Annotated in this window: 18 protein-coding genes and 3 tRNA genes; 14 read left to right on the top strand and 7 right to left on the bottom strand. The window is 63.0% G+C overall.

Annotation, left to right across the window (positions count from 1 at the left end; genetic code table 11):
- Positions 1 to 87 precede the first annotated feature (87 nt).
- From BMZ19_RS14115 to BMZ19_RS14090, 7 genes are read left to right on the top strand one after another with little or no spacing between them, the layout of a single operon-like run.
- Positions 88 to 546 carry a hypothetical protein gene (locus BMZ19_RS14115; RefSeq protein ID WP_090311948.1) on the top strand — a complete coding sequence of 153 codons (459 nt, stop codon included), beginning with the start codon at positions 88 to 90 and terminating at the stop codon, positions 544 to 546.
- Positions 539 to 1,375 carry a hypothetical protein gene (locus BMZ19_RS22685; RefSeq protein ID WP_090311946.1) on the top strand — a complete coding sequence of 279 codons (837 nt, stop codon included), beginning with the start codon at positions 539 to 541 and terminating at the stop codon, positions 1,373 to 1,375. Before BMZ19_RS14115 ends, BMZ19_RS22685 begins: the two co-directional genes overlap by 8 nt.
- On the top strand, positions 1,372 to 1,554 hold the full coding sequence (locus BMZ19_RS14105) for a hypothetical protein (protein WP_090311944.1): 183 nt from the start codon (positions 1,372 to 1,374) through the stop codon (positions 1,552 to 1,554). Before BMZ19_RS22685 ends, BMZ19_RS14105 begins: the two co-directional genes overlap by 4 nt.
- Positions 1,551 to 2,327 carry a hypothetical protein gene (locus tag BMZ19_RS22430; RefSeq protein ID WP_170847770.1) on the top strand — a complete coding sequence of 259 codons (777 nt, stop codon included), beginning with the start codon at positions 1,551 to 1,553 and terminating at the stop codon, positions 2,325 to 2,327. The genes BMZ19_RS14105 and BMZ19_RS22430 overlap by 4 nt, the downstream gene beginning before the upstream one ends.
- Positions 2,324 to 2,491 carry a hypothetical protein gene (locus BMZ19_RS22425; RefSeq protein WP_170847769.1) on the top strand — a complete coding sequence of 56 codons (168 nt, stop codon included), beginning with the start codon at positions 2,324 to 2,326 and terminating at the stop codon, positions 2,489 to 2,491. The genes BMZ19_RS22430 and BMZ19_RS22425 overlap by 4 nt, the downstream gene beginning before the upstream one ends.
- 60 nt (positions 2,492 to 2,551) lie before the next feature.
- The gene (locus BMZ19_RS14095) at positions 2,552 to 2,755 is read left to right on the top strand and encodes a DUF4224 domain-containing protein (RefSeq protein WP_090311942.1); all 204 of its coding nucleotides are present in this window, start codon (positions 2,552 to 2,554) and stop codon (positions 2,753 to 2,755) included.
- A gap of 1 nt (position 2,756) precedes the next feature.
- Positions 2,757 to 3,785, top strand: a complete 1,029-nt coding sequence (locus BMZ19_RS14090) for a tyrosine-type recombinase/integrase (protein WP_090311940.1) — start codon at positions 2,757 to 2,759, stop codon at positions 3,783 to 3,785.
- A 70-nt stretch (positions 3,786 to 3,855) separates the two neighbouring features.
- On the opposite strand, the gene BMZ19_RS14085 is transcribed toward BMZ19_RS14090, so the two are convergent.
- The 6 genes from BMZ19_RS14085 to gacA form a co-directional block, all read right to left on the bottom strand.
- Positions 3,856 to 3,942, bottom strand: a tRNA-Leu gene (locus BMZ19_RS14085).
- A 131-nt stretch (positions 3,943 to 4,073) separates the two neighbouring features.
- Positions 4,074 to 4,147, bottom strand: a tRNA-Cys gene (locus BMZ19_RS14080).
- A 39-nt stretch (positions 4,148 to 4,186) separates the two neighbouring features.
- Positions 4,187 to 4,262, bottom strand: a tRNA-Gly gene (locus BMZ19_RS14075).
- Positions 4,263 to 4,326: 64 nt separating this feature from the next.
- Positions 4,327 to 4,887: a CDP-diacylglycerol--glycerol-3-phosphate 3-phosphatidyltransferase gene (pgsA, locus tag BMZ19_RS14070; RefSeq protein ID WP_090311938.1), complete on the bottom strand. Its 561-nt coding sequence runs from the start codon at positions 4,885 to 4,887 to the stop codon at positions 4,327 to 4,329.
- 33 nt (positions 4,888 to 4,920) lie between these two features.
- Complete coding sequence (gene uvrC, locus BMZ19_RS14065) at positions 4,921 to 6,747, bottom strand: excinuclease ABC subunit UvrC (protein ID WP_090311937.1); 1,827 nt, start codon at positions 6,745 to 6,747, stop codon at positions 4,921 to 4,923.
- A gap of 1 nt (position 6,748) precedes the next feature.
- On the bottom strand, positions 6,749 to 7,393 hold the full coding sequence (gene gacA / locus BMZ19_RS14060) for a response regulator transcription factor GacA (protein ID WP_090311935.1): 645 nt from the start codon (positions 7,391 to 7,393) through the stop codon (positions 6,749 to 6,751).
- A 404-nt stretch (positions 7,394 to 7,797) separates the two neighbouring features.
- On the opposite strand from gacA, the gene BMZ19_RS14055 reads away from it, so the two are divergent.
- The 5 genes from BMZ19_RS14055 (at position 7,798) to BMZ19_RS14035 (ending at position 14,579) form a co-directional block, all read left to right on the top strand.
- Positions 7,798 to 10,815: an ATP-binding protein gene (locus BMZ19_RS14055; RefSeq protein ID WP_090311932.1), complete on the top strand. Its 3,018-nt coding sequence runs from the start codon at positions 7,798 to 7,800 to the stop codon at positions 10,813 to 10,815.
- Complete coding sequence (locus BMZ19_RS14050) at positions 10,812 to 11,942, top strand: response regulator (protein ID WP_090311929.1); 1,131 nt, start codon at positions 10,812 to 10,814, stop codon at positions 11,940 to 11,942. Before BMZ19_RS14055 ends, BMZ19_RS14050 begins: the two co-directional genes overlap by 4 nt.
- Before the next feature lie 2 nt (positions 11,943 to 11,944).
- Complete coding sequence (locus tag BMZ19_RS14045) at positions 11,945 to 13,705, top strand: sensor histidine kinase (RefSeq protein ID WP_212633240.1); 1,761 nt, start codon at positions 11,945 to 11,947, stop codon at positions 13,703 to 13,705.
- A complete protein-coding gene (locus tag BMZ19_RS14040) occupies positions 13,702 to 14,061 on the top strand; it encodes a response regulator (RefSeq protein WP_090311926.1) in 360 nt (119 codons plus the stop codon). The genes BMZ19_RS14045 and BMZ19_RS14040 overlap by 4 nt, the downstream gene beginning before the upstream one ends.
- Positions 14,062 to 14,270: 209 nt before the next feature.
- A complete protein-coding gene (locus BMZ19_RS14035) occupies positions 14,271 to 14,579 on the top strand; it encodes a hypothetical protein (RefSeq protein WP_090311924.1) in 309 nt (102 codons plus the stop codon).
- A 242-nt stretch (positions 14,580 to 14,821) separates the two neighbouring features.
- Here BMZ19_RS14035 and BMZ19_RS14030 read toward each other — a convergent pair whose 3' ends face one another.
- Positions 14,822 to 15,154: a c-type cytochrome gene (locus BMZ19_RS14030; RefSeq protein ID WP_090311923.1), complete on the bottom strand. Its 333-nt coding sequence runs from the start codon at positions 15,152 to 15,154 to the stop codon at positions 14,822 to 14,824.
- 443 nt (positions 15,155 to 15,597) lie between these two features.
- On the opposite strand from BMZ19_RS14030, the gene BMZ19_RS14025 reads away from it, so the two are divergent.
- Together BMZ19_RS14025 and BMZ19_RS14020 are read left to right on the top strand one after the other, a co-directional pair.
- On the top strand, positions 15,598 to 16,842 hold the full coding sequence (locus BMZ19_RS14025) for a tyrosine-type recombinase/integrase (RefSeq protein WP_090311921.1): 1,245 nt from the start codon (positions 15,598 to 15,600) through the stop codon (positions 16,840 to 16,842).
- Between the two features lie 95 nt (positions 16,843 to 16,937).
- The gene (locus BMZ19_RS14020; RefSeq protein WP_090311919.1) at positions 16,938 to 18,110 is read left to right on the top strand and encodes an AAA family ATPase; all 1,173 of its coding nucleotides are present in this window, start codon (positions 16,938 to 16,940) and stop codon (positions 18,108 to 18,110) included.
- The last annotated feature ends 309 nt before the right edge of the window (positions 18,111 to 18,419 follow it).

Below are 18,419 nucleotides of genomic sequence, written 5' to 3'. Positions count from 1 at the left end.
CCTCCACCTGCAACTGCCTGATGGTCAGTTCAGCGTAGACCTCTGAGCATCTCGGAAAAGACCGGCTATCGCCAAGGAATCGAAAGAATGACCACCGCACCCGTACTGAGCATCAACGATGAGTTGCTGGACGAGGCAAGGAAAAAAGGCCTGAGCATCGACGGCGACAACGCCTACAAGCGCGATCTGATCGACTGCATTGTCGGCGCCATGGCGCTCGGCTACCAGAACGCCAATCCACCTCCGACTGGGCATTGGCTCGGGCAGTTCTGGGATATCGGCCAGGCCGAAGGTCGGCGCGCCGAGCAGGATCAGGCGCAAATCCGCCAGCAGCGCGCGGAGCTGGAGCGGCTGCGGACTGCGCCGATGGGCGTGCCGGACGGGTTCCTGTTCGTGACGCATGAGCAACTGGAACGGCATGCCACTACGGCGTGGGAATGCCCACCGCAAAGCCGGGTTGTGCTGGTCAGCAGCATCAGTCGCCTGCACGACAAGAACGCCGCAGCCCCTTCCCCCATCGCCCAAGAGGGCGCAGACCATGAGTGACAAGATCCGCGAGGCCCGCATCATCCGAGCGGCCTATGAGGTGCTGCTCGGCTGCGTGAGCAGCCAGCAAATCGCCGCGCTGCTCGATGTGCCGACCGTTGAGCGAGTGGCGAAGCAGCTCAATGACCTACTGCCTGGCCGCGACACGCCGGCACCGGCAGCGCAGGAGGCGATCACCGAACACGCAGCGCACCAGATGGGAGCGACGGGAGCAGAGCCTACCGAAGCCGAGCGACTGCTTTTCGAGGCATGGATGCGCGGCCACTGCTGGGCAGTCGTCGGTGAGTGGGACGGGAGAACCTATACGGCGGTCAGCGAGCGCGGCGGGCTGGTAGATCTCGCCGCGATGCGGACTCGTCAGCTGTGGGCGGCATGGAGGGACAGGGCTGCGCTGGCTGGCCACGCCGCCCCGCCTGCCGCCGATCAGCTGACCTGGATATGCCGCGCATGCCGCGTGGAGCAGCCAACGGATCGCCCGTGCGATGTATGCGGCGGTAGCACTAAGCCCGTAGAGCAGCCGGGCATCCGGGCCGCCCGGGACGTGCTCGCCGAGCGCCTCCGGCAAGTCGACGCCGAGGGCTTCGATGCAGGGCATGACGACATGGCCACCAGAGGGCAGTTGGCAGTTGCCGCTGGCTACTACGCCCTATCGTGCGGCTACCCGCATGAGCGCGACATCGGTTGCGGGCGCGTGCCGGCCTACTGGCCATGGGATAAGTCGTGGTGGAAGCCATTGGATGCCCGCAGCAACCTGGTACGCGCCGGCGCCCTGATCCTGGCTGAGATCGAGCGGCTGGACCGCGCCCTGCTGGCTGGAGGTAAGGCATGATCCGCTGCCGCTTCGAGGCCGCGCTGATCCGCTTGGCCGCCTGGATACTGATGGGCCGCAACGTCCAGCGCGCCATGGTCGTGTCTCGCCGCGACAACAATGACATGTGGGGCATGGGCGAGCGGCTAGGGAGCATCGCCGGCCGGATTGCCAATGGGTACAAGGGAGGTGCGGAATGAGCGATGTGAAGCGGTACAGCCTGCGCCCTGGGATGACGATGCCGGCCACTGCAGCGCTATTCCTGCCGGATGTGGTTGTTTCAGCCTCCGACTTCGACGCCCTGCAGCAGCGGTGCCGCAACCTCGAAACCGTGCAGCAGGCCAGCATGGAGCGCAGCGGCAGGATCAAGGCCGCCGCCGGCGCGCTGGGGTGGACGGCAGACCGCGATGATGCGGCGCTGGAGTTCCTGATCGAGCAGGCGCAGCGGTGCCGGGAGATGGAGGAAGTTGCTGCAAGATGGAAGGAGGGATACTCCGATCTGGCAGCAAAGATCGGCGCGGTAGCCGTAGCAAAAGGCGGGTTCTGCCCGAATGATCCGCTGATCCTGGCCATCGAATGGATAAGCGACATGGCTGATGAGCGCGACGCCTTGCGCGCCGAGAACCTCAGGCTTGCCGAATGGTACTCAGAGGCCGGCGTAAGAGAAGACGACCTGCGCGCCGAGGTCGAGGAGCTGCGCAAGGACAAGGATCTACTCGACGCCATCGAGGTGAATTGCTGGGGTGTGCGGTTCAGCAGCAGCCCGAACGCTGATGCGGGCGACAGCAGCATCAGCATTGAGATCGTCGGCCACTACATGGCGGAACCGCATGAGCGCGTCGTGGGAGAGAACTACCACGAAAACCTGAGGGCGGCGTTATGCCAGGCGATGACGGCCGACAACTATCCTCCGGCCAGGCCTGAGTACGACGAGGATGAAGCCATCGACGCCGCCATGGAGGTCGCACCATGAACTACTACCCCAAGGGAGGCCGCTGTATGTCCTGCGCGAAGGCCGCGGCCGACTGCAGCAAGCTTCCTTTCGAGCAGATGCCAGTACACCGTCGCGATGGTTGCGATGTTGTGGTGATCTGCAATCAGTTCCGGCGCGCGCCTGACGATCAGCGCTCGAAGTAATCCGCCTAACCGAATCACTACCGTCGCCCGGCTGCGGGCGGCGCGGAGGAGTATTGCCCCATGGAACCATTGTTCCTGTCACACCGCGAGGTCTGCGAGATGACCGGCGCCGGCACCAAGGCCGGGCAAGTCCGTGTCCTCGTGAAGAACGGCATCCGCCACACGATCAAGGCCAACGGCTGGCCATGCGTCGCGCGCGCCGCCATCCTTGGCACTCAAGAAAAGCACGAAAAGCCGGCATGGCAGCCGCGCAAGGCAGGGTGAGATGGGCAGAAGGCCAAGCAAGCCGGGCGCCATTGCCCGGTTGCGGGAGCGCAAGCGCGGCAAGGTCATTTACTACTACTACGATGCTGGCGGATCACCACGGCGGGAGATCCCGCTCGGCAAAGACTACGGTCTGGCCATCATGAAATACGCCGAGTTCGAGCGCGACCGCACGGCCGACAACCTCAAGCAAAGTGTCATCACCTTCGGCTATGTGGCTGAAAGATATATGGTCGAGGTCGTGCCAGGGAAGGCGACCGCAAGCCAGCACAAGAACCGGCAGCAGATGGTCAAGCTGAAGGAATTTTTCAACGACCCGCCCGCCCCGCTCGATGCAATCCAGCCCCAGCACGTAAAGCAGTACCTGCGTTGGCGAAAGGAAGCGCCGGTATCGGCCAACCGCGAAAAGGCGTTGCTGTCGAGCGTGTGGAACTTCGCCAGGGAGATGGGCTACACCGCCCTGGCCAACCCGTGCGCAGGGGTGAAAGGGTATCGGGAGGACGGCCGTGACGTGTACGTTGAGGACGCCCTCTACAAAAAGGTCCACGACAAAGCCTGCGCCGGCCTGCGCGACGCCATGGACCTGGCCTATCTCACCGGCCAGCGGGTGGGCGACACGCTCAGGATGGATGAGCGCGACATCCGCGAGGGCTTCCTGTTCGTCACTCAGTCGAAGACCAAGGCAAAGCGGCGGATTGCGATTGAGGGGGAATTGGCCGAGCTGATCCAGCGGATCATGGCCAGGAAGGCGGGTCACAAGGTCCGCGCAACGCGGCTGATTGTGACGGAGGAAGGGCGACCGATGACGGCGCACATGCTGAGGGGGAGATTCGACAAGGCCCGCGAGGCGGCAAGCATCCCCAAGGACGCCTTCCAGTTTCGCGACCTGCGAGCCAAGGCCGGCACCGACAAGGCGGAATCCAGCGGCGACATCATGCAGGCGCGCGACCAGCTTGGGCACACCACGGTCGTGATGACCGAGCAGTACATCCGCGACCGGAAGGGCAAGAAAGTCAGCCCGACCAAGTGAATTGCGGAAAAGATCAGGAATTGCGGAAAAGGTGCGGGAGACAGTGCAACGCTGAAACCCGCATGAATAATGGTGCCCGAAGCCGGACTCGAACCGGCATGACCTTGCGGCCGAGAGATTTTAAGTCTCCTGCGTCTACCGATTTCGCCATTCGGGCGGTAGCGCTGCGCTGACCAGTAACGGGGGCGGACTATAAACAGTCGGTTGCACCCTTCGCAAGTTGCTCTGCTCCATGCGTCTGAAAAGAAAAAGCCCTGTAGGTCAGATACCTACAGGGCTTTTCTATAGTGGAGGCCGAGGTCGGAATCGAACCGGCGTACACGGATTTGCAATCCGCTGCATGACCACTCTGCCACCCGGCCTCAAATGAACACCCAAACATCAGCATTCATCATGAAAATTGGAGCGGGAAACGAGACTCGAACTCGCGACCCCGACCTTGGCAAGGTCGTGCTCTACCAACTGAGCTATTCCCGCTTCGTGGTGACGGGCGCCATTCTATATCATCACGAACCACTGTCAACCCTTTGATTCAAAAAAGTTATTTCCCGTTTGCACCACTGCTGAGATGGGGCCAGGCAGCCCGCAGGTACTGCACCATCGACCACAGGGTCAGACCGGCGGCGATGATGAGCAGGGCGAAGCCGAGGCCGACCCAGAAGTCCATCCGCGGCGGGTTGCCGAGCAGGATGACCAGCGAGAGCATCTGCGCGGCCGTCTTCCACTTGCCCAGTTGGGATACCGCCACCTGGGCGCGGGCGCCCAGCTCGGCCATCCACTCGCGCAGAGCGGAGACGACGATCTCGCGGCCGATGATGATCATCGCCGGCAGGGTCAGCCACAGGTTGCCGTGCTCTTCCACCAGCAGCACCAGCGCCACGGCGACCATCAGCTTGTCGGCCACCGGATCGAGGAAGGCGCCAAACGGGGTGCTCTGCCCCAGGCGGCGGGCCAGGTAGCCATCCAGCCAGTCGGTGGCGCTGGCCAGGGCGAACACGCCACTGGCGGCCCAGTAGCTCCAACTGAATGGCAGATAGAACAGCCCGATGAACACCGGGATGAGCAGCACGCGCAGGATCGTCAGCAGATTCGGGATATTCATCGGCACGCTTTATATTCAAAGGGTTGCGACATTCTACTCACTGTGCAGAGTGGTATAAATCGACTCCGCAAGCTTTTTGCTGATGCCTGGCGCCTTGGCGATTTCCTCGACGCTGGCCCGCGTCAGTTCCTGCAGGCCGCCAAAGTGCTTGAGCAGGTCGCGCCGGCGCTTGGGGCCTACACCCGGCACCTCCTCCAGGCTCGAGGTGCGCCGTGCCTTGCCGCGCCGCGCGCGATGTCCGGTGATGGCGAAACGGTGCGCCTCGTCACGGATCTGCTGGATCAGGTGCAGTGCCGGCGAGTCGCCCGGCAGGGTGAACTCGTGCTCGGCGTCGTTGAGGTAGAGGGTTTCCAGGCCCGGCTTGCGGGTCACCCCCTTGGCCACGCCGAGCAGGAGCAGATCGCCCACCGCCAGATCCTGCAGCACTTCGCGGGCCATGTTCAGCTGGCCCTTGCCACCATCCACCAGCAGGATGTCGGGCATCTTGCCCTCCCCGTCCTTGAGGCGGCGGAAGCGCCGGGTCAGCGCCTGGTGCATGGCGGCATAGTCGTCACCGGCAGTGACGCCCTCGATGTTGAAGCGCCGGTAGTCCGACTTCAGCGGACCCTCGGGGCCGAACACCACGCAGGAAGCCACCGTGGCCTCGCCGCTGGAGTGACTGATGTCGAAGCACTCCAGGCGCTGCGGTGGCTCGTCCATGCCCAGCGCCTCGCCGAGCGCCTCCATCCGCGCCGCAACATGCTGGCGATTGGCCAGGCGGGCGAGCAGTGCCTGCTCGGCGTTGGTCACCGCCAGCTGCTGCCAGCGCGCACGGGTGCCGCGCACCCGATGGCTGATGGCCAGCTCGCGGCCTCGCACCTCGGCAATCGCCGCAGCCAGGGTCGGGAAATCCTCGTGCACGCAGTTGACGATCAACTCGTTGGGCAAGTCGCGCTCACTGCTGCCCAGATAGTACTGCGCCAGGAAGGCGGCCAGTACATCGGCAGGCTCCTCCTCGATCGCCACCTGGGGAAAGAAGTTCTTGCTGCCCAGCACCCGTCCGCCGCGCACGCTGATCAGGTGCACGCAGGCGCCGCCGGGGCTGACCATGGCCGCCACCACGTCGACGTCGCCGCTGCCGCCCTCCATGCTCTGCTGGTCCTGTACCCGGCGCAGCAAGGCAATCTGGTCACGCAGTTGAGCAGCGCGCTCGAAGTCCAGTTCGGCGGCGGCCTTTTCCATCGCTGCACTCAGCTCGTCGGCCAACAGGTTGCTGCGCCCCTCGAGGAACATCGCCGAGTGGCGCACGTCCTCGGCATACTCCTCGGGACTTACCAGTCCGACGCAGGGAGCCTTGCAGCGCTTGATCTGGTACTGCAGGCAGGGCCGGGTGCGATTCTTGAAGTAGCTGTCCTCGCACTGGCGCACCTGGAAGGTCTTCTGCAGCAAGCTGAGGCTCTCGCGAATCGCCAGGCCGCTGGGATAGGGGCCGAAATAGCGGCCCTTGGCCTTCTTCGCCCCGCGATGAATCCCCAGGCGCGGATATTCGTCCTCGCTGCTGAGCAACACGTAGGGGTAGGATTTATCGTCGCGCAGCAGGATGTTGTAGGGCGGCCGCCATTCCTTGATCAGCGTCTGCTCAAGTAGCAGCGCCTCGGTCTCGTTGGCGGTGATGGTGATCTCGATCTGCGCGATGCGCGCCACCAGCGCGGCAGTCTTCGGCGCCAGCCCGCTCTTGCGAAAGTAGCTGGCCAGGCGCTTCTTCAGGTTGCTGGCCTTGCCAACATAGAGCAGCCGGGCGTCGGCGTCGAACATGCGATAGACGCCGGGGCGGGCACTGCACCCGGCGAGAAAATCGCTGCTGTCGAACGTGGCGCCCATCTCAGCTGACGACATCGACCATGCGATGGCGCACGGCCATCATGGCCAGCTCGACATCACTGGTGATCTCGAGCTTTTCGAAAATGCGGTAGCGGTAGGTGTTCACCGTCTTCGGCGACAGACACAGCTTGTCAGAGATGCTCTGCACCTTCTGGCACTCGGCGATCATCAGCGCGATCTGCATCTCGCGCTCGGAGAGCAGATCGAAGGGCGAGACGTCGCCATGCGGCTGGAACGGCTTGAGCGCCAGTTGCTGGGCGATATCCGCGCTGATGTAGCGCTGCCCGGCGAACACCTGGCGAATCGCCTTGATCATCTCCTCCAGCCCGGCACCCTTGGTCAAGTAGCCGGCCGCCCCCGCCTGCAGCAGCCGCGAGGGAAATGGTTCCTCGTCGCAGGCAGTCACGGCGATGACCTTGATGTCCGAGTGGCTGCGAATGATCTTGCGGGTCGCCTCGAGGCCACCGATGCCGGGCATCTTCACATCCATCAACACCAGATCGGGGTGCAGTTCGCGCACGCGCAGCAGGGCCTCTTCGCCCGAAGCGGCCTCGCCCACCACGCTGACTCCAGCCACATCGGCGAGCATCCGGCGAATGCCAGTGCGCACCAGATCATGGTCATCCACAACGAGCACGTTGATCACGCAGTACCTCGATAGCACCAAATAGACTCAAGACTGAGCCTCAAATTCAGCGCGGACCTTAACAAATGCGCTCGACAAAGGACAGAAGCGCCAATCCTGCCGAAATGACGGCTCATGAAGCGGCAACTATCTGACGCATCAGCAGAATATTCCCGTCAATGAAGAACTTGGCATCGGCAGGACTTTCTCCCCCTCGCCTGCCCTGCTCTCCTTAACAAGCAGCATGGCCCACGCTCGGCCAAGCTGCCAGAGCGCTTCGCCGGTCCAGCCACCTTGTTGCGGGTCAACGCGGATTGTCGTTGAACTATGCAAACTGCGTCACATAAAATTGGCCAAATAATGACGCCACAAACCGGTGCGCCCTCGGCACCTGTACCGCTCGTGCAGCCCCGCGGAGTTCCGCCATGCGCATCGACACCAGCAGCAAGCTGATCACCCTGATGATCGCTACGCTGCCACTCATCAGCCTCGCCTCCACCCTGGTGCATTCACACTTGCTGCAAAAGCGGGACCAGGTAGTCGCCCAGCTCGACGAGTCGCTGGCGGCCACTCGGTTGCTCGGCGACAGCAGCGACGTGCTGACTCACGCGGCACGCGCCTATGCGGCCACCGGTGACGAGCGCCACCGGCAGGTCTTCCAGAGCGAACTGGACATTCTGCGTACCCGCGAAAAAGCCTTGGAACAGCTGCACGCGCTGGGCACGCTTCCCGAGGAGCTGGCCCTGATCGCACAGGCCAAGCAGAACTCCGACAGTCTGCTCGAGGTCGAGCGGCGTGCCTTTGTCGCTGCCCGCGATGGCGACCGCCAGAGCGCTCTGGCATTGCTCTACGACGTCGACTACACGCAAGCCAAGGGCGGCATCAGGGCGCCCCTCGATCAGGCGCAGCACCTGATCAAGACGCGTCTACAGGAGCGCATCGAGCAACTGACAACCCAGGCGCAGCGGGTCGACACCCTCGCCCTCACCCTGCTGGTCGGCAATGTGCTGGCGGTGCTGAGCGCTCTGCAGCTGTTCTATCGGCGCAAGCTGATCATCCCCATCGCCTCCATGACCACCAAGGCCCGCCGCCTGTTCGTCGATGGCAGCAGCCTCCGCTTCGACGAAGGCGCCCCCGGTTCGGAGATTGCCGAACTGGCGCAGGCGCTGGAAGGCGCGCGACAAGCCGGACTGGCCATCCGGGCGCAGGCACAGCAGCTGGAAAGCCAGGCCCGCGAACTGAGCACCGGACAGGAGCGCCTACGCCAGACCGAGGCCTGGTACCGCAGCATCATCGAATCGGCCCCCGATGGCATCCTGATTGCCGACGAACAGGAAGTGATCCTGCTGGCCAACCCCAAGGCCGAAAGCCTGTTCGGCTACGGTCCAGGCGAACTGACTGGCCGCCCCCTGACGAGTCTGGCGCCGAGCAACGCACAATCCCCCTACAAGGCGCTGCGCAACCAGCTCATCGCGTGCCCGGAGCGATTGGTCTTCACGCACCTGGATGGTGCGCGCAAGGACGGCTCGGCGTTCCTGGTCGAGGCAGGACTCGCCAGGCTGCCGGCAGTCGACGACCACGACTTCAGCCTGTGCGTCATCGTTCGCGACATCAGCGCGCGCCAGCAGGCGGAGCTCGAGATGCAGCGAGCCCGTACGCTCGCCGAGCACACTGCTAAAGCGAAGTCGGACTTCCTGGCCAACATGAGTCACGAAATACGCACACCGCTGAACACCATCATCGGCATGGGCCACCTCATCACCACGACGAACCTGGATACCCAGCAGCACGATTACCTGCGCCAACTCCAGAATGCCAGCGAGCACCTGTTGACGCTGATCGATGACGTGCTCGACTTCTCGCGCCTCGAGAACGGCACCCTGGCGCTGCAGCGCACCAGCTTCTCGGTGCAGGAGCTGCTCGAGACATTGCGCGTCCAGTTCGCCGACCGGGCACGGGCCAATGGCCTGAAACTGACCTGCAGCGCCGCGCCCGACCTGCCCGCGCAACTGGAGGGCGACAGCCTGCGCATCGGCCAGATCCTCAGTCATTACCTCGACAACGCCATCAAGTTCACCAGCCAGGGCGAGATCGAGGTCAGCGTGCGCGGCCAGCCGTCGGGCGGCACGGCATTCACCCTCAACGTCTTCGTCCGCGACACCGGCATCGGTCTGACCGAGCAGCAGCAAGGCGCCCTGTTCACTGCCTTCCATCAAGCCGACACCTCGAGCACGCGCAAATACGGCGGCACCGGCCTCGGCCTGGCTATCGCCCGCAAGCTCGCCGAGCTTATGGGTGGCTCGGTCGGCGTTGACAGTCACTACGGCAAGGGCAGCACCTTCTGGCTCAGCGTGCCGCTGCGCGTCGCCCCGGGCAACCTGCAACAACTGCTGCCGAGCCTCGACCTGCGCGGCTGTCGGGTGCTGCTGGCCGAGGATCATGAAGTCAATCAGCGCCTGGTCAGCAAGCTTCTGCAGCATGTCGGCGTGCAAGTGGAAGTCGTCGAGAACGGGCAACTGGCCGTGGAGCGGGTCCGCGAGGAGGACTACGACCTGGTGCTGATGGACATGCAGATGCCGGTATTCGACGGCGGCGGCGCGACCCTGGCCATCCGCGCGCTGGGCCCACGCGGCCAGTTGCCGATCATCGCCATCAGCGCCAGCGCCATGCCTGAGGATCGCCAGCGCTGCCGCGAACTGGGCATGAACGGTTTCCTGGCCAAACCGCTCAAAGTCGAGCAGCTCTATGCCACCCTGCGCCAATGGTTCAAACGCCAGCCAGACGCCGCGCCCACGCTGACGCCGCCGCCTGCCCCGCAAGCGGAAAACGCCCTGCCGGTAATCGCCGAACTGGAAACCGGTGAAGGGCTGCAGCGGGTACTGGGTGATCAAGGCCTGTATGTCGAGCTGTTGGGCCGGCTGGTGCTCAGCGAGCAGAACACGCCCCGCGACATTCGTCAGGCGCTGGCGCGGGGCGATGCGCCGACCGCACAACGCCTGGCGCATACCCTGAAGGGGCTGGCGGGCACCGTGGGAGCCAACACCGTGATGGCCCGCGCCGCCGAGCTGGAAATGGCCATCCGCAACGCCATGCCCGCGGCAGATATCGAGCAGGCCCTGGCACAACTGGAAACCCGCTTGAGCCCACTACTCGCCGCGCTGCAGCAGTTTCTCGGCAGCACCCCCGTTCGACAGAGCGTAGCGGTGGACCCCGTCCAACTGGCGCAGATCTGCCATAAACTGGCGGGCTTGCTGAGCGAGGACGATGCCGAGGCGGCCAGCTGGTTCAACGAGCAGTCAGGGTTGTTGCGCGCCGCCTTCCCGGACGATTATCCGCAACTCGAAGGTGCGATCCGGCGCTTCGAATTCGGCAAGGCGCTGGCCACCCTGCAAACACTGATGACACTGCAGCAACCCGAACCCCCCAGGTCGAGAAACGCATGACGATGGACGCAGACAAGAAACCGACCATTCTGGTAGTCGATGACACCCCGGACAACCTGATCCTGGTCAGCAGCCTGCTCAAGCACGAGTACCGCATCAAGGTCGCCAGCGATGGCCAGGCAGCCCTGCGCATCGCCGCCGGCCAGGAGCAGCCCGACCTGATCCTGCTCGACATCATGATGCCGGACATGGACGGCTATGAAGTCTGCCGTCAGCTCAAGGCCGACCTGCAGTTGCGCGACATTCCGGTGATCTTTCTCACCGCCCGCACCAGTATCGAGGACGAGCAGCACGGCCTGGAGCTGGGCGCGGTGGACTACATCACCAAACCGATCAGCCCGCCGGTGATGCTTGCCCGGATCAGGACCCACCTGAAGCTCAAGGCCTCCGCCGATTTCCTGCGCAACAAGAGCGTCTACCTCGAGCAGGAGGTCCAGCGCCGCATGCGCCAGGTGCTCGAGGTGCAGGATGTGACCATCGAGATGATGGCGTCCCTGGCGGAAACCCGCGACAACGAAACCGGCAACCACATCCGCCGCACGCAGAACTATGTGCGCACCCTGGCGCAGCACCTGCAGCAGCACCCGCGCTTCCGCTCTTTCCTCACCGACACCCACATCGAGCTGCTGTTCAAGTCGGCGCCGCTGCACGACATCGGCAAGATCGGCATCCCCGACAGCATCCTGCTCAAGCCCGGGCGGCTGGATCAGTACGAGTTCGATGTGATGAAGACCCATGCCACCCTGGGAGGCGAGGCCATCGCCCGAGCCGAACGCCATGCCGGCGGGGAAATCCCCTTCCTGCGCATCGCCAAGGAAATCGCTTTCAGCCACCACGAGAAGTGGGACGGCAGCGGTTACCCGCAAGGTCTGATCGGCGACGAGATTCCGATCGCCGCCCGCCTGATGGCCATCGCCGACGTCTACGACGCGCTGATCAGCAGCCGCGTCTACAAGGCGCCGATGTCCCATGAGGAGGCGACCAAGATCATCAGCGCCGGCAAGAGCAGTCACTTCGATCCGGACATGGTGGATGCCTTCCTGGAACTGCAGGAGGCTTTCCGGGCGATCGCCGCCCGCTATGCCGACCATCCCGAGCCCGCTGAACTCGAAACCAGCGAGGCCTGATCGTGACGCACCCCGCATCCTCGGCGCTGCCGGTCACGACCAGAGCACAGCCACCCCTGCCGCCAGCGTTCAACCCGGGCGGCAGCTGGCGCGAAGGCAGGCTCGCCTATGTGCTGCTCCTCGGCCTCACCCTTCTCCTCGTGACCGCCCTGTGGAGCGGCGTGATCCTCAAGACCAGCAGCGAGCAGGTCCGCACCGAGGATGACCTCAAGCGCGACACCCTGAACCTGGCGCGTGCCTTCGAGGCCCACGCCGCGCGCACCATCACCAGCGCCGATCAGTCGCTGCGCTTTCTCCAGCAGCAGTATGAGCTGCATGGTCGGCAGGTCGACATCCGCGCCCTCGTCCGCGACGGCCTGATCATCAGCAACATCTTCAACCAGCTGGGTATCATCGACGAAAACGGCATCTATATCCTGTCTAACCTGCCTCAGCACACTCCGATCGACCTCTCCGACCGCGAGCATTTCCGTATCCATCGGGACAACGACACCGACGAACTGTGGGTCAGCAAGCCGGTGCTCGGCCGCGCCAGCGGCAAGTGGTCGATCCAGATGACCCGGCGGATCGACAAGCCGGACGGCAGCTTCGGGGGTGTGGCGGTGATCTCCATCGACCCCTTCTACTTCACCAGCCTGTACAACGACGTGGAAATCGGCCGCGACGGCATCATCACCGTGGTCGGCTTCGACGGCATCGTGCGCGCCCGCCGCTCCAGCACCGAGGAGGAACTCAACGGCAATATCGGCCGGGACATTTCCGGCTCGCCGCTGTTCAAACTGCTCAAGCAGGAAAGCCAGGGCCACTACATCAGCGCCAGTCGGGTCGACGGCGTCGAGCGGATATTCAGCTTTCGCAAGGTGCTCGGCCTGCCGCTGGCGGTGGTGGTCGGCGTCGGCCGCGAGGAGGCCATGGCCGACTACCTGCAGCGGCGCAATGGCTACTTCCTGTTCGCCGGCCTGATGTCGGCGGTCATCCTGCTGTTCGGCCTACTCTCCGCCGGCCTGCTGCGCCGCCAACACGCCATCTCCGCCCGCCTGCGCCAGAGCCAGGCCAGGGCCGAGTCGGCCAACCGCCTCAAGTCGGAATTCCTCGCCTCGATGTCGCACGAACTGCGCACACCGCTCAACGGCATCGTCGGCTATGCCGAATACCTGCGCGAAACTGGCGCTGACGCCACCAGCCGCGAATTCGCCGGGATCATCCACAAGAGCAGCCGCCATCTGCTGAACCTGCTCAACGACATCCTCGACCAGGCCAGCATCGAGGCCGGACGCATGCAGCTGTTCCTCCGCGAGGAGGATCTGCGCAACCTGATCAAGGATGCCCTCGACATGCACCGGGCCTTCGCGACAAGCAAGGGCCTGAGCCTTGAGGCCGACCTGCCGGACGACCTGCCAGCCAACCTGCGCTCTGACCGTACTCGCCTGCTCCAGGTACTGAGCAACCTGCTGCACAACGCGATCAAGTTCACCGCCACGGGACAGGTCAGACTGCGCGTCTCCCGCCACGGCGACGAACTGTGCTTCGCGGTGGAGGATTCCGGGCCGGGGATTGCCGCCGGCCAGCACGGGCTGATCTTCGAACGCTTCCGCCAGGCGGATGTCTTCGTGACCCGCCAGCACGCCGGCACCGGCCTGGGTCTGGCCCTGTCCCGCGAGCTGGCCGCCATCATGGGCGGCAGCATCAGCCTGAACTCCGTACCGGGCCAAGGCAGCACCTTCACCCTGCACCTGCCGCTATCCCCGCAGGAGAATCGATGAACGTTCTGCTGGTCGACGACACCGAGTTCAATCGCACTCTTCCTCGGGTCCTGCTGGAGCGCTATGGCTGCCGGGTGAGCGAGTGCAGCAACGGCGCGGATGCCCTGCGCATGGCCAGCGAGGACGACTTCGATTGCGTCCTGCTCGACATCATGATGCCGGGCATGTCCGGCATCGAGGTCTGCCAGCAACTGCGCCGCAACCCGACCCTGGCGCAGCTGCGCATCATCGCCTACACCGCCCACGCCTTGCCGGCGGAAACTTGCGAGATCATGGCCGCCGGCTTCGACGACATCCTGATCAAGCCGATCGACATCCACAACCTGCTGGCAATGGTGGGAATCACTGCGAAGTGAGCGGTACGTCACAGCCCCAGGTCGCATTGTGCACTGCGACAACTATATTTAAGCCCTGTCGCAAGTATGCGAAGCAGCATGAACTGCTGGCGCGTGTCTTGCCGAATACCTTGCTGAATGGCATGCCGATGAAAGAGGAGCGCTCAAGCAGACATCCTCAAAGCCGACACTGCCTTGCGTGCACAAATACGAGACAGGGAGAACACCGCATGGATGCCCCGCCCCCGGCCGATATCGACTTCGAGGCCGCCTTCACGCTGGCCGAGCTCAAGGATATCGAGACGAACGACCGCTTCACCTTTGGGCGCCGTGTGATGCTCTTGGCGTTGAGCAAGAGCAAACCGGAGCTGGCCAGCACGGTACGCAGCATCGGCGCCGAACCCTTCGGTGCCTGGCTGGACCATATCGAGGCATTCCAGCGAGAACTCAAGCATCTGCAGGACCTCTCCGAAAGCGCCCATACACGGTTGCTGGTGGCCGGGCAGATAGTGCTCGAACAGGACCGGCCAGCGAACTGATCAGCCCGTCCTCGCGACTGAATCGCAGGTACAAACAGGGCCACTGCCAGAGACGGCGGGGCACTTTCGTTTGCGCAGATTGCGCAGCACGCTTCAACCAGGCTGGGTCTACGCCAGGCGCTGTAAGCAGGCGGAGGTGACCCTGTGCGAGTCCCTGACGGAGGTCGAATGTGAAGAGTGAGGGGGCTGGGCTTATTGCGCCCTGGATCGCCGTATGCGCATGCGTCAGCGCTCGGCACCTGCTATTTCAAGCTGAGGATCCACTCTACGAGCTGAGCGGCCTCCGATTGGGTAATGCGAACCCGGGCGCCGGGTGTCGGCATTTTCGTGGTGCCCCAATGGTAGCCACCGTAAGTGGGTGACCCCCACATGACTGTGCTGACCAGCCTGCTCTCCTCCCTGGGCAGCTCCCGGTATTTGTTGGCAATGCTCTTGAAGGACGGTGCCTGCGAGATGCCTTCCACCGAATGACAGACAAGACAAGCTTTGCCCTGCGCCAACTCCAGGGCCGAATCGGCCAGTGCAGGACCGGAAGCAATCAAGGTCACAACCGCGAAAACAAGCGAAGTCCTCATGCGTTCTCCTTCCACCTCTCCACAGAGGCTGCCACTCGGTTGTGCGCCGACTGTCCTGTTGAAGCAGTGTAGCCTCCCGAACCGGACCGTCCTATTCGGCCACCACGAGCACTTTAGGATGCCGGACGCTTACCACTCGCGGAGGATGAGTTGCGTAAACGGTCGGTAAAATTGCGGAAATGATCAGAGACTGGCCGTTCCCAAACCAACCGCCCAGAAACGCAAAAGCCCCGACTGGCGGGGCTTTCAACTGAATTGGGTGGCGGAAGCGTAGTCCGCCAAAATAAAATCCACGGAAAGTTCCAGAAGTCTTTCAAACCCCTTACCTTACGGGGCTTTCAGCCTATCTTGGTCCACGAGCGTCCACAAAGACTCTCCAGCATCCAGCGCCAAAGTGTACACTCAGGTGTACACTCAAAAGTGTGCACTGGAGGAGTTTGGAGTTGGGCAAGCTGACAGCAAAAACTACTGAAAAGCTGGTCAAGGCCGGCGTCGCTGGACTGACCAATGACGGTGAAGGTCTGTATCTGAAGGTCGCTGATGGAGGGACGGGGGCCAGCTGGGTCTTCCGCTACAAGATCGACGGCAAGAGCCGAAAAATTGGGCTGGGCAAATATCCGGAAACCAGCCTGAGCGAGGCCCGAGAGAAAGCGGCCGAAGCACGCAAGCTTTCAAAGTCCGGCGTGGACCCATTGGCGGCCCGCGATAGCGAGCGGGAGGCGAAACGTCTGGAACAGCAGGCGGCGCTCGCCAAAGCGACTCCCTTCAAGGTGATCGCGGCCTCCTATATCGCAGCCCACCGAAGCGGCTGGAAGAACGCCAAGCATGCGCAGCAGTGGGAGAACACCCTGGCCACCTATGCGGAGCCGATCATCGGTCATCTTCCTGCATCCGAGATTACTACCGCGCATATCCTAGAGATCCTGCAACCGGTCTGGACGGAAAAAACCGAGACGGCCAATCGGCTGCGCAATCGCATTGAACTGGTGCTGGACGCCGCCAAGGCACGCGGCCTGCGCGACGGCGAGAATCCGGCCCGCTGGCGTGGGCACCTGGACAAATTGCTGCCGAAACGCTCCAAGGTGCGAGCCATCGAGCACCACCCGGCCCTCCCGTGGCCGGAGCTGCCGGCATTCATGAGGGAGCTGGCTAAGCATGAGGAGCTGACCTACAAGGCCATGCGACTGTCCATTCTGACCGCTTGCCGCACCTCAGAAGCACTGGGTGCCACCTGGGCGGAAATCGATCTGGAAACACGCACCTGGACGATCCCAGCCGCCCGCATGAAGGCTAGGAAAGAACACCGTATCCCGCTATCCGATGCCGCAATCGAAGTTCTGAACAGACTGCCGCGCATTGCGGGCAGTCCTTACCTGTTCCCGAGCACCCGCCAAGGCAAACACCTGTCGAACATGGCCATGTTGATGGGGTTGCGTCGGATGGGACGCGAGGACCTGACCATGCATGGATTCCGCAGCACGTTCCGCGACTGGGCCGGTGAACACACCAATTACCCTCGCGAAGTCTGCGAGATGGCGCTGGCCCACAAGATCGCGGACGGAGCTGAAGCGGCGTACTGGCGCGGGGACATCTTCGAGAAACGCCGTGCGCTGATGGCCGACTGGGGGCAATACGCTACAACAGTACCAGCCGAGAACGTCATCCAGGCCGACTTCAGACGTGCCTGACTCATGAAAAGCCGCAGAACGCGCATCAACAAGCGCTTAAGCGCTATTATTCAAAATCAATAATTATTGAAAACTCATAATTTTAGGTAAGCACGATGAGCAGCATCTACCGACGCCCCGAGCTGGCCGCTCAGATGTCCCGCCAGCTACTCAACCCTGGCGTACTCGACGAGGGCCTGCGCTCTGGGCTGTTCATCTCGGGGCTACGGCGCACGGGCAAGACCACCTTCCTGCGCAACGACCTCATCCCCGCCCTGGAGCAGGCAGGCGCCCTGGTCATCTACGTCGATCTGTGGAGCGATACGCTGACTAGCCCGAGCAAGCTGCTGCATGCTGCGATCCGCCAAACGCTCCAGGAGCTGCAGACCCCCTCCTCGGCCCTGCTGGATCGGCTCAAGCGAATCGGCGGCTTGGATATCGAGGCGCTAGGCTTCAAGTTCGGCTTCACCGTGGACAGCATCGGTAAGGAAGATGGACCAACGCTGGCTCAGGCGCTGACCGAAGTGGTCGACAAGGCCAAGACCGATATCGTACTGATCATTGACGAAGTCCAGCACGCCATCACCTCGGAGGAAGGACAGCAGCTGCTCCTGGCTCTCAAGGCCGCGCGCGATGCCATCAACCCGCGACCCGACACCTCCGGCCACTTCATTTTCATAGGTACGGGCTCACATCGAGCCCTGGTCAGCGAACTGACTGCACGCCGCAATCAGGCCTTCGCGGGCGCAGCTTCGATCCCGTTCCCTCTGCTGGAGGAGGATTACGTCGAATACCTGCTGCAGCGGCTGGCACAGCAGGAAACAAGCCGGCTGCCTTCTCTTGACGTGGCGACCCAGGCCTTTAATACCTTGGGTAACCGACCAGAAGAAATGATCAAGGCGCTTCGCCAGCTGCTGACAGGATTGCCGGTAGGTGCTGATCCAGACACACAGCTGCCGGTCATCGCTGCGACCTTGCGCTCCATGGCTGCCGATATCGAGCTGATGAAAGTCGATCAGCTCGGCGGTCTCGCAAAGGCCATATTCAGACGCATTGCGGCTGCCGAAGGCGATACACGGGGACTGTTTTCAGCTGAAGCCGCTGCAGAATATTCCAAGGTTGTGGGGCGCGAGGTGCGAATCGAGGAGATCCAACCCGTCGTGAACCAGCTGGTTGATGACAACATCATCATGCGCCGAGGACATGGACTGTACTGCGTTAGCGATCCCTTCGTTCAGGAGATCTGGCGCGAGAGGCAGGATTTTCTCGATCAGATGAACCAAGAGTGATTGCAGTAGCCCCCATGACAAGTCAACTTGCTTTTTTCAGCATATGAGCCGGTCATCGGCTGTAGCCCCGCTACTGATGAGCGGCAGGTATCGGACCAGCAGATACTCAAGAAAGGCAGGAACCAGCTAATAGCAGCCGCTCACATCGGACTGCTTTCGCACCATGGCTGCGGCTCTCGTACGGCAGCTATCGGCCCAGACTGTGTAAAAACGTTGGCATCGAACTTGCTGTGATTTGATGAATTCGAAATCAGTGGGGGCGGCCAATGAAGCGCTTTATCCAGGGAGAGCACCGAGGGCAAAGCACGC

The organism is Pseudomonas linyingensis, from assembly GCF_900109175.1.
GTDB lineage: Bacteria > Pseudomonadota > Gammaproteobacteria > Pseudomonadales > Pseudomonadaceae > Geopseudomonas > Geopseudomonas linyingensis.
Note: the sequence above shows the minus strand (reverse complement) of the source record. Positions and strands in the feature narration are given on the sequence as shown.